The sequence below is a fragment of the Leadbetterella sp. DM7 genome, from assembly GCF_040829825.2.
Taxonomy (GTDB): Bacteria; Bacteroidota; Bacteroidia; order Cytophagales; family Spirosomataceae; genus Leadbetterella.
Genome location: NZ_JBFOLH020000008.1, coordinates 51,353 through 67,483, shown reverse-complemented (window position 1 = coordinate 67,483; position 16,131 = coordinate 51,353). Strand labels below are relative to the sequence as shown.

Genomic DNA, 16,131 nt, shown 5'->3' with positions numbered 1-16,131 from the left:
TTTATAAAGCCGCATATTTCTTCCGGATCCACAGGTAACGACCAGCCCCGAATACCAGCAGTACCGCCAGGGGCAATACAATATTCAATAGCTGGATCATCGTACGCTTATCCCTTATCTTTAGTACATCCAGGGGCCGCATGCCCACCGTTTTGGTCCGTGACAGCAGGATCCCCTCACCGTCAGTCAGGTAGTTTAACGCATTCAGAAGAAAGTCTTCATTGCCGTACATGTGCTTAAAATACTTGTCAAACCCCAGCGGGTAAAACGTTCCTTTGGCAGTATTGACCTCGTTCAGAATCACATTGCCATCAGCTACCACCAGTATTTTGGCGGGGGCCGATTCCCGGATGAGCGAATCGCCTGCTGCCGCGATGCGGTTCCGGTACAGCGACCTGAACTTCCCTTCTGCCAGGTAGCCCACGGCTTTAATTCCCTCGTTATACTCTCCCTCCTCCGTATCTTTCCGCGCTTCGTTATACGTGATAAACGCCGGGGCATTCAGCACCCGCGTATGCGGAGAGGTCAGCAGCAAGGGCGTCTTCTTCAACCCGTCGCCGGCGTTTACGGTATCTATCGTGGAGGCATATTTGGTCAGCACCATCCCGATATTTTTGGTGATCAGGCTGTTGCCGAAGTTATTGATCAGGGGATAGTACCGGTAAACCACCGGCTGAATGTTGGGTTCATCTCCCGTATACCCCACCACCACCGGGATAACGGCCGCATTGAGCCCGTCTTTCACTATATTCTTATTAACCCGCAGACCGTAGTTAAACAGCAGGTCGTCAAGGTTCACATCCAGCGGCTGTGCGTAGGTTCCTTCCAGCCCTACCGAATCTACCTTCAGCCCGTCTACAAAAAACAGCACACTCCCTCCCTTCATGACAAACTGGTCTATCTTAAACCGGGTGCTGTCGTCTAAGGGCTTATCCGGTGCCGGAACAATGAGGGCATCCAGCCCGTCGAAGTTTCGCGAGGCCCGGGCATCAATGATAAACAGGTTGTACCGGTCTTTTATCGATTCGATCATGCCCCCGAATTCCAGCGGGCTGTGCGAGGTAAACTCCGGTAGCAGCCCGATATTCTTTTTGTCGGTAGCGGTGAGCTTCTGAATAGACGACGCCAGCTCATATTCCACGTTTTCATACGAACGGTTCAGCTTTTCTTCCGGGCTTACAGAAGTGATCTGGTTGGATTTCAGGAGGAGCACCACATCTTCTTTTCCGCCGGCCTTCACCACCGCGTACGGGAAAACCGCGATCTCCGATTTGCGCCCGCCTTTCTGATCAAACACACTGGTAGGCAGGATGCCTTTTTTCTCAAAATCAGCAAAACGCGTTTTTTTCTCTTCATTGCTTCCCTTTTCGGGGTCGACATACCGCACGGAAATGTTCTTCCCGGCATAATACCTGAACTCGCCGAGTGTTTCCTTTACGGCTCTCCTTAACCGTTCAAATCCGCCGGGAAGGTTATTCCCTTCCAGGTAAACGGTTACCTCAACCGGCGTTCCCAGTCCCTCCAACAGGCTTTTGGTAGCTTCTGCCACCGAATACCGCTTGTCTTCGGTGAGGTCCCACCGGAAATATACATAATAACTCAGGAGGTTAAGCAGGAGGATCCCCCCGATGATGATGGCCCTTTTACCCATGGTCAATTGCTAAATGATTTACAAAAATACGATAAAATACGCTTATTCCTTTTCCGGAACTTCCGGCAGGAAAGGCACGTTTCAAACTTAAAGTGTTATTTTTGCACAAACATTCCATTTGTAATGATTCAGAGAATCCAATCCGTATTTTTATTGATCACTGCCATGGCACTGGCGGTATTCCTGGGCACCAACTCGTATGTCCGGACGCTTTCTGCTTCCGATTCGATCATTGTGAACCCGTACCATGTTATGCATAAAACCGGCACCCTGGGTACCGAAAAACCTATATTTTACGTGGCGGTTATGGCCTGCATTTCTATCCTGGTAGCCGTTATTGCCCTTTTCCAGTACCGGAACCGCCTGCGGCAGATCCTGTTTGTGGCCTTTAATGCCCTGATGATGGGCGCCACCCTGGCGGTAACCGTTTACCACATTGTAAAAGATGCCAAGCAGGCAGGCACCGGCGGTGAAGAAACGTACGAGGTAGGCATTTTTGCCCTGATTGTGGCATTGATCAGCAATTATATCGCCAATTACTTTATCAAAAAAGACGAAAAGCTGGTTCGTTCGGCTGACCGCATGAGATAGTATGAGGATCGTATTCATGGGTACCCCTGACTTTGCCGTGGCTACCCTGCAAAGGCTGGTAGAGCATAATTTTGAGGTGGTGGCCGTAGTCACGGCACCCGATAAGCCTGTGGGCAGGGGGCTTAAAATGAGCGCATCGCCGGTGAGGAAATATGCGGAATCCCGGAATATCCCCGTGCTCCAGCCTGAAAAGCTAAAGAATAAGGCCTTCCTGGAAGAGCTGGCAGCCTTTAAGGCCGATCTCCAGGTAGTAGTGGCCTTCCGCATGCTGCCCGAGGCCGTATGGGCCATGCCCCCCAAAGGCACCATCAACCTGCACGGCTCGCTGCTTCCCCAATACCGGGGTGCCGCCCCCATTAACTGGGCGGTGATCAACGGTGAAAAAATGACCGGTGTAACCACTTTTTTTATCGAGAAGGAAATCGACACCGGGAAAATCATCTTTACCGATACCCTGGAAATCGGGGAAAACGATACGGCAGGTGACCTCCACGACAAAATGATGTGGACCGGTGCCGACCTCGTGGTCAAAACCGTGAAGGCCATTGAAGCCGGCAGCTACCCTGAGCAGCCCCAGGATTTCAGCGGCGAATTAAAAGCCGCCCCTAAAATCTTTAAGGAAACCACGGAGATTGACTGGTCGAAAGATGCGGCCGCTCTCCATAATTTTGTACGCGGGCTCAGCCCTTACCCGGCTGCCTGGACCTTACTGGCCGATAAGCAGCTAAAGATTTTTGAAACCCGGCCGCTGGATGCTCTACCCGGAAACCTGGAACGGGTACAAAATGGGGGATACCCGCTTTACACCGATCACAAAAAAAACCTGGTGGCCCAAACCGGTAACGGCTTCCTCAGCATCCTGTCTCTTCAACTGGAAGGCAAGAAACGAATGATGACGGAGGAGTTTCTGCGGGGATACAGGTTTGATTCGTGAGCTTTTTTGAACCTTATAGGAACAGTGTTACCCTCTAAGGCTTTAAAAACTCGTTCAACCTTTTGGTCGGTTTCCAATTGCCTGCGTTCAAAACTGTCCATCCGCTGCAATAAGCCACTGTGAGAGGATATCATTTTTCGCATTGTTACGAAAGCATCCATGATTTGAATACTTACTTTTATGGCTACATGGCTACGTAAAACGGCCGACAACATGGCTACACCTTGTTCATTAAAGGCATAAGGTAAATATTTAATGTTTTGTCCACGTTTATCGTTCAAGATCACAAATTGTGATCTTGAACCTGAGGTTACAATTGGTGCTTCCCGGCTTTTAAACCGGTCACATTTGGTTACAAGTTCGCTGATTTCTTCCTCTGTTAATTGGAAGCGAAAATTTTCAGGGAAACGTTCTATGTTTCTTTTTACCGCCTGATTTAAAACTCTTACTTCCACCTGGTACATTTCTGCCAGATCCCGGTCTAGCATGACCTGCATACCCCTGATCGTAAAAATGCGGTCTTCGATGTATGCCTGTGTTATGGATAGTTCCTGACTCATTTGTTGTGCCTGATTTTAAAGTTATGCAAAGTAAAACTACGAAAACTTTACATTCTCTTTCAAAGTAGGAGTAAAAAATGCAAGAAATTCACTCTCATTAAGTTGGCATTGCTTTCACCGATACCCTGCATTTGATCTTTTCCTTTTTTTCACTTTTAGTTTTTCACTTTTCACTTTTCACTTACCCCCCTCTCCCTTTATCTTTACACAAAAAAACAACGATGCTCCTCAGCGATATCCTTTACAATGTCTCTCTGAAGTCTGTTTCGGGAAAAACAGATGCGGAAATCTCCAAAATCGAATTTGATTCCCGGAAAATAGAACCGGGAACCCTTTTTGTGGCTATTCCCGGAACGCAATCTGACGGGCACCGGTTTATCGGCAAAGCCATTGAATCAGGAGCATCGGCCATTCTTTGCGAGGTTTTACCCGATGAGCCCGCAGCCGATATCACCTACGTGCAGGTAGAGAATTCGGCTAAGGCCATGGGCATAGCTGCCGGGAATTTCTACGGCAACCCTTCACGGAGATTAAGCCTGGTGGGGGTCACCGGAACCAACGGCAAGACCTCGGTAGCCACCCTGCTTTTCAGCCTGTTCAGGCGACTGGGCTACAAATGCGGGCTGCTTTCCACGGTACAAAACCAGGTGGAAGAAGAGGTCATTCCTTCTACCCATACCACCCCTGATTCGGTCAGGATCAACGAGCTGCTGCACCTGATGCACACCAAGGGCTGCGCTTTTGTATTTATGGAGGTAAGCTCTCATGCCGTGGTGCAGGAAAGGATAGCCGGCCTTCATTTTTCGGGCGGGATCTTCACCAACATCACCCAGGATCACCTCGATTTCCATCATACGTTTGACGAGTACATCAAAGCCAAGAAAGGCTTCTTTGATGCCCTGCCCGCCTCCGCATTTGCCCTGACCAACGTAGATGACCGTAACGGGAAAGTCATGCTTCAGAATACGAAAGCAGAAAAACATTCCTACTCGCTTAAAAACATCGCTGATTTTAAAGGGAAGGTGCTCGACTGCGGACTTTTCGGCCTTCAGATGGACATCAACGGACAGGAGGTATGGTTCAAGCTGATCGGGAAATTCAACGCCTATAACCTGCTGGCCGTATACGGTGCAGCCGTGCTACTCGACGAAAACCCGGAGAATATCCTGACCGAGCTCTCCCAGCTAACCCCGCCTCCCGGCCGGTTTGAGCAGGTGATCTCGCCGGAACACATTGTAGGGATCGTAGATTATGCCCATACGCCTGACGCCCTGAAAAACGTACTGGAAACCATTAGCGCCCTGCGCCAGGGCCACGAGCGCATTATTACGGTAGTGGGCTGCGGCGGAAACCGCGACAAAGGCAAACGCCCCCAGATGGCCGCTATAGCGTGCGACCTCTCAGATACCGTTATTCTCACTTCTGACAACCCCCGTAACGAAGAGCCGGAAGATATCCTGGCCGATATGCAGGCCGGTGTACCCATCACAAAACGCCGGAAGGTAGAACAGATCACCGACCGCCGCGAGGCTATCCGGCATGCCGTTTCACTGGCAGGGCCGGAAGACATTGTACTGATTGCCGGAAAAGGCCACGAGACGTACCAGGACGTGAAAGGCGTAAAAAGCCATTTTGACGACCGGGAGGAGCTGCGCGTCGCATTTGGTGCTTAACCAGCTGCATTTCTTAAAGAACCGGAGCGCAGCATCTCAGGGGACAGGCGTCATTTTACTCTGCCTGCCGGGTTCATCGGCGCGGACACCCTGAGCGCCGGGACCCTTTTGGTTTTGGGTAGAAACAAATGCAAAGACGGAAAGACTGAGCACACCGCTCAGCAGCCAGAAAACATCTGTGGCCCACACCTGGGTAAGCGGGGTTTTCCAGAGCCAGTCGCCGGTAGTCAACCCGTTCACCAACGGAACAAGAAGCGAGAAAAAGCCTCCTGATGCCAAGCCGAAACGGGTAACGGAATTTTCTGATTTCAGCAGCAGCACAACCGTTAACGCCATCAGTAGCCAGGAAACAAAGAATACCGTATTGACCCAAAAAGCATGATCCTCTATGCCGGGCACCAGCAGCTCTGCTGAAAATAAGATAGCCGTAGCCGGGAATAAGGTAAAGCAAACAGCCAGAAATACCTGTGTGACCCTGTGGTGAAATTTTTTCCGGGAAGCACTGTACCGGCTATTGTTGCGGGCCTCTTTCCAGATAAGAATACCGCTCACAAAAACAAAACAGGAGAAAAGAGCCATGACAAAATACAGCGCCTTCACAAATAACCCGCCGAAAGACGCAAAGTGCAGGTTCGTGATCGACTCGATCACACGGTAGGTAAATTTATTGTTTTCAGGAAGCGAATGAAAAACCTCCCGGCCATCTTTTAGCCGGTAACCGGCATAGGCATTCGAGAAGAACACTTCCGGATTTTTACTGACCATGCGGAAGGTTATGCCCGCGTCTTCCTTCAACAGGTGATTGGCCTGTATACCCATCAGCCTGTAATCCTGTCCGTAGCGGGCCTCCCATTCACGAAAAACCTGCTCTATATGAGGGGTATAATCAGCGGCTGCGGCCTGATCGCTGTATTCGATATTGTACATGGGGTAAGCCAGCCGGAAAACATTTTCAGGGGCCCCTCCGTACAGCAGTAGCACCGTGGGCATCAGCACAAGTATCAGGAGCAGGTAAAAAGCCCCGGTTACGGCATACATCAGCTGGTAAGGTAAGCCCAGCAGGCCGAATACCGTGTGGCTGTTGGTCCAGATCTGCTTCCAGGTTCTGGTAAACCCATAGGCCCAGAATTTGGTCAGCATGTTTTTCCAGTGTACCAGTACGCCGGTAAGAACCGCAAACAGGAAGAACAGCGATACGAAACCGGCAATCCACCGGCCGGCATACGGAATCTGGTCAAAAAAATGGAGCTTGTACAGGGTTTCTCCCACTGTACTTCGCGGCTTTTCCATTATCTCAAAGCTGACAGGGTCCATTTTGCCGGTATAGTGGATCTCGGGGGCACCTTCTTTTTCAGGTTGGATATGGGCGAAGATCTGAACTACGGGACTTTCATCCGTAGGCATGGAAATAAATGTCTCATCGTTGATATCAAACGCTGTTTCGGCGCTTTTCAGGGCATGTATAGCCCGGGCCAATGTAAACTCCCGGATATCGGCTTTCCTTGCCCCGGGATTTTCCCAAAGGTAAAACTCCGATTTAAACAGGGTAAACGCCCCGGCAAAAAAGATGACAAATAATGCCACCGCCAGCACGATCCCGCTTACGGTGTGCAAATGAAAGAATATATTGTACGGCCGGTTGGCAAATCCTTTTAACTTCATGGCCACATGTTCTTTAAAATCCAGAATGCGCTGCCGAAAATCACTGTCAGTGCAAGGAATAAACCCAGGGCATTCCATGCATTTCTGGCCAGGAATACGACTATCATCAGCCCGCCCCAAACCAGGAAAAAGGAAAAACTGGAAAGAATAATGACCACATCGCGGGTGGCAGGGAATACGGCCAGGAACAAATGGAATGAAGCAGACAGGAGGTACCCGCCTAACAGGGCGGTTACAATTTTTACCGCCCGCTGCCCTTTGGTGGTCAGGTATTTGCTGTTAGCCGGCATAGTCTATCCATAAAAAAATTAATAAAACACCCAGGCTTACCCAAGTATACTTCCGGGGGAGATTCAATACAAAAATCAAAAGGCAAAAGGCGGCAGGAATAATCACCGAGGCCATAAAAATACCCATCCCGATACCGTATTGCCGCATGCAAAGCCCGGTGGCCAGGAGCAGCAGGATACCTCCGGCCCCCGCCGGTATACGCCCTTTCAGTTTCGCGTATGCCGAAGGAAAATACTTCGACCTGCTGTAATACGCCAGTCCACCCAGCATGGATAGGAGTAATCCCGTCATAAAAATCGCCTTCATTTTGTTGCAAATATTAATTTTAATTAGATTAATTCAAAATAATTTATTCCTATATTGCATTTCAGAAGAAATTCAGACCTGTGCCGGGATAACCCGCATTATACCCCTACCCCACAGTTCACACGGCCGGATAAGAAAGCAGTATACACGGAGCGAACAAAACATCATTTTTCAAACACAGATTTGAATTATTCCGTAAATACATATAGGAAATGAATAATTATTTTTATTTAGACTAATTATAATTAATAATTTTACGGTCTAAATAGTAACAAACCGTTATGAAGAAAATTATATTTTATTTCCTTATTCTTCCCTTCTTTGCACACCCGGGCCACGCCCAGCAGGTGGATACCGTTAAAACTTACACACTGGAAGAGGTAAAGATCCAGGCGAAAAGCATCCTGAACAAAACCAGCACCCATGCCAACAAGATGCCGGTAGGTTACCTGGAAACCCCGCAGGTGTACAACAGCGTATCAAGAGTGGTGCTGGAAAAGCAGATCGCCACCACCATTGAAGACGCCATGCATAACATTCCGGGCGTGACCAAGCTATGGGATGCTACGGGGCGTACCGACGGCGGCTCTTTCTTTACCAGCCGGGGTTTCCAGACCTCCACCAAAGCCCGTAACGGGGTGGCCAACGTAGCCTCCACCAACCTGGACATGGCGAACATTGAGCGTATTGAGGTGATCAAAGGTCCTTCTGCCACCCTTTTCGGAAGTGTGATCACTTCATACGGCGGGGTCATCAACCGGATCACCAAAAAGCCGCTTTTTGTGGACAAGTCTTTGGTGAGTATCGCAGCAGGCACGCAGGGCTTCTACCGGGGATCGCTGGATATCAACAAAAAGCTGAGCAATACCGTGGCAGCCCGCCTGAATGCCGCCTGGCAGAACCAGGACTCCTGGCAGGACATCGGAACACAGAAGGCCTACCTGGTGGCACCCTCTTTTACTTACCGGCCGAATGAAAGGCTCCAGCTGGACCTGGAAGGCGAGTTCCTGGGTTCAAACGGTAATTCGAACGGGGGAAGCCATATCTTTTTCCTTACCCCTACATTCATTAATACGAACATCGCCGGTTTCCTGACCGCATTGGGGGTTCCGCAGCAAAACGTGGACTTCCTGATGGTCCAGGCTCCCAAAACCTTCAAAGAGGCCTACGGCACCGACAGGATTGACGAATTTAAAGTAAGCTACGACCGGTCTTACCTGAGCGATGACATTAAATTCAGATCCAATACGGCCTCCGTCTTCGGGAACGCGTCTTACCGGATCAACGATCACTGGACGTCTGAAACAGCGATCACCTTCAGCAATACAACGAACAACGGATACATGGGGTACCAATACCTGCTCCCCAATTACTTGATCAGCTTTGCACAAACCATAGTTACCGGTAACCCGAGCTTTGGTACTCCGGGACACGATTACCTGGCACGAATGGTGTGGAGCCCCACGGGCAATGCCTCAAATTTTGAGATCCAGCAAAACTTTATATCCGATTATACGTTCGAAAATCGCATGAGAAACCGGGCCGTAGCCGGGCTGGATTATTCCAATTTTGTATCGAACATTACCTACAACCGTTTTTACGGTTCGCTGGCCGGCATTCCTTACCCTGACCTGTTTGACATCGTTCCTTCACACGGAGAAGTACCCACCTATGAAGCCTTTAACCTGGCCAATGTGGAGAAAGCGTACCAGACCAACCCCTCAGGAACACTGGATTACCGGTATACCAATAACGTTTACAGCGCTTACGTTAACGATATCTTCAATATCAACGAATACATTATCCTGAATGCCGGGCTGCGGCTGGATCATTTCTCGTACAGCAACCCCTCGCCGGATGTTGCGGGCTATAACCAGACCAAGCTGGCCCCGAAATTCGGTGCTATTGTTTCTCCGCTAAAAGACAAGCTGGCCTTTTTTGCCAACTACCAGAACGGTTTCACCAATAAAAACGGGAAAGATGCTACAGGAAAAGCGTTTATCCCGGAAGAAGCCAACCAGTGGGAGGCCGGCCTGAAATACAATTTGTGGAATGACAAGGTGACCGGCAGCATCAGCTACTATGATATCCTGGTAAAAAATATTGTACGCTCAGACGTGAATAACCCGCTGTACAATATCCAGGACGGCGAGCAGGCCAGCAAAGGCATTGAGCTGGAGATCCTGGCTAACCCGGTTCAGGGCTGGACCCTTATGGGTGGATACGGGTATAACGACAGCAAGTTTGTCCGGTCTACACCCGATGTGGAAGGCCGGAGACCCCAGGGGTCCGGACCGGAGCATACGGTGAATTTCTGGACCAACTATACCTTTACCTCTACCGTTCTCAAGGGCCTGGGAGCAGGTATCAGCGCCAATTATGCCAGCGAGGCCCTGGCTGTAAGCCTGGCACCAGACGGCGACCTGGTTGTGCCGGCCTATACCCTGATAGGCGCGCACCTGACCTATGACACCCCGAAATGGAAGCTGGGTATCAAGGTAAATAACCTCACCAATGAAAAGTACTGGATGGGCTGGACCAACATGATCCCCCAAAGACCCCGGCAGGGCATAGTGACCGTGGGATATAAGTTTTAGAAATACAATTGCTAATCACCAGGGAAACAGGATAGGGAGCCGCAATGCGGCTCCCTTATTCATTTATTCCCAACTTATGCAATTTTCTTACTCCTGATCATCATTTCCTCTGAAATTATTTGAACACAAAGGCAGGAACCCAGCTGGCAGAGGCCCTGGAAAACTACCTCTTTGATAAGATCACGGCCTTCCCGGTTTCAGCGCTTTTCCGGGCCGCATCCAGGATCTCCACTACCAGCATATTGTTTCCCAGCGAACTGAGGTCATAGGGCGGGAGGCTTACCTCGTTCCGGATCACCGCTTTGAACAATGAAAACGGGTCGTCATACGGTTTTTCCCTTTCAGGCAGCTTCTGCCGGGTTTCGCTGAAACCGTCATAGCCTTCGGCCATCCGTAAGCGCAGATCGTATTTATTATCGGCATAGATAGCCCCCGTAAGCCCGTAGATCTCCATATCTTTCCGGCCTATAGGCCAGTTCCAGGAAGGCTGAATGACGGCATTGGCATTATCGTACGTCAGAATGATGGTGGCGTCATCGTCGGCTTCCGGGTTATTCTCCGGCTGAAGCTGCTGAAAAGCGGCCAGCACACGCCGGGGTTTCTGACCATTCATGAGCCAGGTCATCAGGTTCGCGCCGTAGCACCCGAAGTCGGTGCTGGCTCCACCGCCATTGTACCGGGGATCAATGAGCCAGTCGAGAAACTCCCGGTCTATCCCGATCTTCTTAGGCCCCCTGTGGCCGTCTCTGACCACCACTTTCCGGATCCCGCCAATGGTTCCCTCCTTTACCATTTCAGCCGCCCGGGCGTTAGTGGGGTACCAGGTCGTCTCATAGTTCGTCAACAAATGAATACCGTATTTTTTAGCCAGGGCCTCCATTCTCCGGGCCTCTTTCAGGTTTATGGCCAGAGGCTTCTCCACCATCACGTGAATGCCGTGTGGCGCCGCCTTTTCCACCACTTCCCGGTGTCCGGAAATCGTATTGAATGCCGCTACGGCTTCCGGTCTCTGCGCAGCGATCAGCTCTTCCATGGAATTATAGACCTTATCGGGAGAAAAGCCGTACCATCCGGCATATTTGGCGATCACCTCCTTGTCCTGCTCCACAATGCCCACAATCTCAAAATCGCCCCGCTTCTCACTGGCGAAAACCGTGTGCACATGGGTATGCGTCAGGCCGATCACCCCGAGCCGTAAAGGCCTGTTATCCTGAGCATAAGCCAGCAAAGGGAGGAAAAAGAACAGGAAAAGGGTCTTGATTTTCATGGGTTTAAGTGCTCAGGTGTAATAATCTGTTTGTCGATGTTCAAATATATAATTTTTTCTTACTTTTGGACTACCATTACGACTTTAATATGAACCAAGAAAGTTATCCATTCAATTTTATTGATCAAATCTTTGTTTTTGAATTTGAGAGCATCAGCCCGGGCAAAACAATCAAAAAGCTGGTCGAGATTTCATTAGTTGATTATGAAAATCAGGTTTTCAATATAGCCCTTGTAGACGTTTTACCAGATAATACCCTGAGTGATTTAACCGTCAGTAATAATTCGGATATGCCTAAAGTATTAGCTACCGTTTTCAGGGCTTTAGATCAGTTCTTTAAATTCATACCAGGGGCAAAAGTTCTTTTATCCGGAAGTACCCCATCCAGAACACGGCTTTACCAAATGGCCATATCCAAATACCTTTGTGAATTAGAACTTAAATTTAATTTTTGGGGTTTTATAGGAGATAAATCCGAAAACTTTACAAAAGGGAGAAACTATGAAAGGTTTACGATTTCACTAAAACAATTGTGAAGATGAATACAAAAAAAAAACGGGAAGCCCCTCGTGTTTTTAAAACCCTGGAAGAGGCCAGAACTGTCTGGAGAAATGAAGCCAGAGAATTCTTGAAGAAGGTGGACATCGCGCAGTTGGATACATTAATTGCTCAAAAAAGGCAGCGTCAGACTAATTCATAAAAGGTTCTCCTTTCCTTAAAATAATTGGAGCCCCAACAAGCGGAGACTCTGCAAAACTACCTCTCTGATACGACTACGACCTTGCCGGCAGCTTTTGCCGGGTTTCCTTATACAAAAAAGCTCAACCCGTTCATGACGAACGGGTTGAGCTTTTTCAGGGGAATAAATAATTATTTTACCTTTACAATAGCGGTGATCCGGCCGCCCTCCACCTTCAGGCCTTTGGCGGCTTTTGCGCTGGCCACATCAATAGAGTATACCCAGCTGCCTTCTGCTGTATTTAAGCCGATGTAAACCGTTTTACCGTCATCGCTTACGGTGTTATTGTTGTATGAGGCAGACGAAGACGAAATTTCGGCAGGTGTACCCGTAACCCAGGTAAAGGTTTGGTTGTACACATCGGCAATGGCCAGCTTCCTTGCGCCGGTGGTAGCGTTTTTGTCACCGTACATGTACAGTAAAAACTTACCGTCTTTTATATAGGTCTGGTTGGAAATATGGTGCCCGCCTGATTTTTCCTCTACATTAAAGAAGTAGCTCTTGTCAAATTCGGTAGCATCTTTCTTCACCCGCAGGAAGGCCGACGGCTTCTTGGAGGTCAATACACCGCTGTTGGTTCCTGCGGCCGGAGAAAAAGCGTAAACGTCTCCTTTCTCATCTACCGCCAGCCCGTCGTTAAAATAGGCGCCGATGTAGCCGGTCCGGTTGTCTTTGATCACTTTTTCGAGCGTAAGATCGGGGTAAGAGAATACCGCAATCCAGGAGCTGTCGGCGTAAGCCGTTCCGAATACATCACTGCAGCAGCCCTTGATGCTCATATAAGGGGCAAATACTTTGTTTCCCACCTGTTTGGCCCAGGTAAAGTGTGCTCTTTCCCCGTTTCCGGCCAACTGAACAATATTGGCCTGCTTTTCACCCACAATCTGGGAGTTTTCCGTATTGATCCGGAAGAAGGTGGCACTTTCATTCCCGCTGCGGGGCACCTTAATGGTCAGGATATCGTCATTGACCACGGTAAAGACCTGTACGGTCTCGCTCTGGAAGTCGGAGATCTTCTCCAGCTTTCCGCGGTCATCCAAATGATAGGTGGTAACGGCTCCGGGGTTTCCCTGGCCGTAAAGCAGGCTGAAGAATTTTCCTTTGTGCGACAGGTAATACCGGTAGCTTCCGTCCTGCTCAATTCCCTGCCCGATGGTGCTGATGGTACCCTGGGTCAGGTCATCGGTGGTCAGCAGGTAGTCTGCCACGCCCTGTGAGCCCACAGGTGCAGAGGCGATAACATAGCGTGATTTTGCCTGAGGTTCCGGCTCCGGCTCGGGATCCGGCTTGGTTGTACTTTCAGAGCAGCTCATTACAACACCTGCCAGCAGTGTTGCCATTACTATTAATTTAGGTGACTTTAACATAATATATTGATTCATTTATTTACTGATGAAATACCTGGCTTTCAGGTAAAAGGCCCGGCCGGGTTTCTGCAGGCTGAAATTGTCATACAGCCGGCTGTCAAGAAGGTTCTTGCATTCGAGCGAGAGGTTATACTTCCCGTCTTTCATGGTATAGACCACATTGGCATCGTGAGAAAGCTGCCGGGGAATATCCAGCTTATCGTTTCCGAGGCTGGGCCAGTAGAGGTAATACGCATGAACATACAGCAGGTTATACCCTACCGACAGCATGGTACCTTTTTTACCGGCTATATTTTTAAAGAAAAATGAGGCGTCAGTATTCCCGAAGAGGAAAGGCATATTGGGGATCCTGTCGCGGTAGAGCGGGCTCACAATGGTGTAGCCTTCTTCGTATTTCGTGTTATTCCGGAGATTCTGGTACGTGAGGTTGGTACCGGCGGTAAACAGGTGGCTGTACGAATACCTGAACTCCCCGTCCAGGCCGAAGTTGGTCACGTCGGCCAGGTTATCCATTACCTGCTTGGTCTGGTTATTGTTCAGCCGCGCGCGTATAAATCCACGGGCATCCCGGTAGATCACATTCCCGTCAAGACTGTACCGGTGCCGGCTGCCGATTTTTCCTTTGTGGTCAAACCCCAGGTTATAGTTGTAGCTCGTTTCGGGATCCAGCTCAATATTTCCTTCCAGGTTGATGAGGTCACCGAAGAGCTCATCGGTTTCGGGCAGGCGGTAGCTTTTTTCGAAAGAGGCCTTCATCTGAAGGTTGGAGAGCAGGTAATAGGAAGAAGCGAGGCCGTATCCTACTTCATTGAAGGTATTTTCCTGCACCATGTAGGCTACATCGCCCCAGTTTCCGCTGGGATTATAACTCTGGGAGTATTTGTTCCACTGGTGGAAGTACTTGACAAAGGCTGAAGTGCTCCATTTTTCATTGGGATCGTATTTATAGCCAATGCCCAGCACATTTTTGGTGTTTATTTTAGGGAGATCGTATTTTTCGTCCTGGGGGAAAAGCTCATCCGAGCCTTTCCGGTTAAAGGTATTAAAAACATTATTGACGGTAAGGGTATTTTTGTCATTGACCCGGTAGTTTACATTGGCGGTGACCAGCCCGTTATTGTTTCCGAAACGGTACAGCGACCGCTCTCTTTCGCTCCCCAGGCCCTGGTACTGCTTGTATTGCTGAAACCAGTTGTACCGGCGGTAAACGGTATCCACATTCTGCTCTTTCCCGAGGTTATAGTTGGCATTGACGGTCACGTCAAGTCCTTTGACAAGAAGGTCGCGCTTCATATATTTCAGCGAGGGCATGACGATGCTTCCTTTCCGGTACCACTGCCCGAAAACGCTGACCATCCTGGCACCGGTCTGGATTTCGGCCCGGTTCTGGCCCAGGGTCACCCCTACCAGCAGGCGGTCGGCATATTTTTTCCCCACTACCCCGATGTTGGCAATGAGGGTCTCGTTATGGTAATTGTCGTGGAACCGTCTTACCCGCTGGTCCCTGAAGTATTCTCCCGTGTTAATATCAGCTACGTCAACGTTTACCCAATAGTTGTTATCCGAATAATTCTGGAATGCGTTGAGCTGGAATGTAAAGCCCGACTTCGTGGTTATCCCGGTGTTAATGGCGGTACGGTGGGTGTTGAACGAACCGAAAGAGTAGGAGGCATCCAGGTAAGACCGCTGGTTATTGGCCGTAACAATGTTGACGGCCCCGCCCAGGGCATCCGAGCCCAGCCAGATAGGTACAACCCCCTTGTAGACTTCCACCCTTTCGGCCAGGTTGATGGGGATATTGTTGAGCTGGAACGACGAGCCGAAGTTGTCCATCGGAATGCCGTCAATAAAAAATTTTACCTGGCGGCCCGTAAAGCCATTCAGTGAAAAATTGATCCGGGAACCCAGTCCGCCGTTCTCCCGCACCCGAACGCCGGAGACCCGGTCAAGGGCGTGCGACAGGTCGAGGGTGGAGTTGTGCAGCTTGCCGGCATCAATGGCCGTAACATTAAACGACTGCCGGTTCACTTCCCTGACTTCCGAGCGGCCTATGACCGACACGTCTTCCAGCTGGTGCGCATCCGGCTCCAGAACGAGGTCTAGCCGCTGATGCTCACCCGCTTTTAATACGATTTTCCGTTCTACCGGCTGAAAGCCCAGGAAAGTTACCCGGAGGGTATACGCACCGGGCGCAAGGCTGGCCAGTGTATACCTGCCGGCCTCTGTTGAGAACACCCCTTTGGAAATACCGGCCAGGTATAACGACGCTCCAGGAAGCAATTCTCCGTCAGCACTTTTGACTGTTCCTGAAATAGTACAATTATTCTGTACCTGGGCCTGCAGCTTTCCTACACAGATGGTTATAAGGAATATAAAAACAAGAAGTAGAGTTCTGGTATTCATAGCAAACTAGTTATTTAAGCAAACTCCTTTAGACGAGTTCATTATTTACGAGGGCAAAAGTATCTATATTTTTATTTAGACTAATTAAAA

Annotated in this window: 14 protein-coding genes; 6 read left to right on the top strand and 8 right to left on the bottom strand. The window is 49.6% G+C overall.

The window, feature by feature from the left end; translation table 11 throughout:
• Window position 1 precedes the first annotated feature (1 nt).
• Entirely contained in the window at window positions 2–1,651 is a 1,650-nt protein-coding gene (gene gldG, locus AB2U10_RS10945; RefSeq protein WP_367914716.1) for a gliding motility-associated ABC transporter substrate-binding protein GldG, read from the bottom strand.
• A gap of 123 nt (window positions 1,652–1,774) precedes the next feature.
• Here gldG and AB2U10_RS10940 point away from each other — a divergent pair, with 123 nt between their 5' ends.
• Window positions 1,775–2,242, top strand: a complete 468-nt coding sequence (locus tag AB2U10_RS10940) for a DUF4293 domain-containing protein (RefSeq protein WP_367914665.1) — start codon at window positions 1,775–1,777, stop codon at window positions 2,240–2,242.
• Between the two features lies 1 nt (window position 2,243).
• Window positions 2,244–3,176, top strand: coding sequence for a methionyl-tRNA formyltransferase (gene fmt, locus AB2U10_RS10935; protein WP_367914666.1), 933 nt, complete (start codon window positions 2,244–2,246; stop codon window positions 3,174–3,176).
• On the opposite strand, the gene AB2U10_RS10930 is transcribed toward fmt, so the two are convergent.
• Window positions 3,110–3,736: an ORF6N domain-containing protein gene (locus AB2U10_RS10930; protein ID WP_367914667.1), complete on the bottom strand. Its 627-nt coding sequence runs from the start codon at window positions 3,734–3,736 to the stop codon at window positions 3,110–3,112. The genes fmt and AB2U10_RS10930 overlap by 67 nt on opposite strands.
• Before the next feature lie 221 nt (window positions 3,737–3,957).
• Here AB2U10_RS10930 and AB2U10_RS10925 point away from each other — a divergent pair, with 221 nt between their 5' ends.
• Window positions 3,958–5,409, top strand: a complete 1,452-nt coding sequence (locus AB2U10_RS10925; RefSeq protein WP_367914668.1) for a UDP-N-acetylmuramoyl-L-alanyl-D-glutamate--2,6-diaminopimelate ligase — start codon at window positions 3,958–3,960, stop codon at window positions 5,407–5,409.
• Between the two features lie 36 nt (window positions 5,410–5,445).
• On the opposite strand, the gene AB2U10_RS10920 is transcribed toward AB2U10_RS10925, so the two are convergent.
• The 3 genes from AB2U10_RS10920 to AB2U10_RS10910 are packed head-to-tail and all read right to left on the bottom strand — an operon-like array spanning window position 5,446 to window position 7,653.
• On the bottom strand, window positions 5,446–7,071 hold the full coding sequence (locus AB2U10_RS10920; RefSeq protein ID WP_367914669.1) for a PepSY-associated TM helix domain-containing protein: 1,626 nt from the start codon (window positions 7,069–7,071) through the stop codon (window positions 5,446–5,448).
• Window positions 7,068–7,361, bottom strand: coding sequence for a hypothetical protein (locus AB2U10_RS10915; RefSeq protein ID WP_367914670.1), 294 nt, complete (start codon window positions 7,359–7,361; stop codon window positions 7,068–7,070). The genes AB2U10_RS10920 and AB2U10_RS10915 overlap by 4 nt, the downstream gene beginning before the upstream one ends.
• A complete protein-coding gene (locus AB2U10_RS10910; RefSeq protein WP_367914671.1) occupies window positions 7,351–7,653 on the bottom strand; it encodes a hypothetical protein in 303 nt (100 codons plus the stop codon). Before AB2U10_RS10910 ends, AB2U10_RS10915 begins: the two co-directional genes overlap by 11 nt.
• 296 nt (window positions 7,654–7,949) lie before the next feature.
• Between AB2U10_RS10910 and AB2U10_RS10905 the strand changes: the two genes are divergently transcribed.
• Window positions 7,950–10,265: a TonB-dependent siderophore receptor gene (locus AB2U10_RS10905; protein ID WP_367914672.1), complete on the top strand. Its 2,316-nt coding sequence runs from the start codon at window positions 7,950–7,952 to the stop codon at window positions 10,263–10,265.
• Between the two features lie 163 nt (window positions 10,266–10,428).
• Here AB2U10_RS10905 and AB2U10_RS10900 read toward each other — a convergent pair whose 3' ends face one another.
• On the bottom strand, window positions 10,429–11,532 hold the full coding sequence (locus tag AB2U10_RS10900; protein ID WP_367914673.1) for a Gfo/Idh/MocA family protein: 1,104 nt from the start codon (window positions 11,530–11,532) through the stop codon (window positions 10,429–10,431).
• Between the two features lie 89 nt (window positions 11,533–11,621).
• Here AB2U10_RS10900 and AB2U10_RS10895 point away from each other — a divergent pair, with 89 nt between their 5' ends.
• Both AB2U10_RS10895 and AB2U10_RS10890 read left to right on the top strand, forming a co-directional pair.
• Complete coding sequence (locus AB2U10_RS10895; RefSeq protein WP_367914674.1) at window positions 11,622–12,068, top strand: DUF6934 family protein; 447 nt, start codon at window positions 11,622–11,624, stop codon at window positions 12,066–12,068.
• 2 nt (window positions 12,069–12,070) lie between these two features.
• On the top strand, window positions 12,071–12,232 hold the full coding sequence (locus AB2U10_RS10890) for a hypothetical protein (protein ID WP_367914675.1): 162 nt from the start codon (window positions 12,071–12,073) through the stop codon (window positions 12,230–12,232).
• A gap of 170 nt (window positions 12,233–12,402) precedes the next feature.
• On the opposite strand, the gene AB2U10_RS10885 is transcribed toward AB2U10_RS10890, so the two are convergent.
• Complete coding sequence (locus AB2U10_RS10885; RefSeq protein ID WP_367914676.1) at window positions 12,403–13,611, bottom strand: DUF4374 domain-containing protein; 1,209 nt, start codon at window positions 13,609–13,611, stop codon at window positions 12,403–12,405.
• Between the two features lie 42 nt (window positions 13,612–13,653).
• Window positions 13,654–16,041 carry a TonB-dependent receptor gene (locus tag AB2U10_RS10880; protein ID WP_367914677.1) on the bottom strand — a complete coding sequence of 796 codons (2,388 nt, stop codon included), beginning with the start codon at window positions 16,039–16,041 and terminating at the stop codon, window positions 13,654–13,656.
• Between the last annotated feature and the right edge of the window lie 90 nt (window positions 16,042–16,131).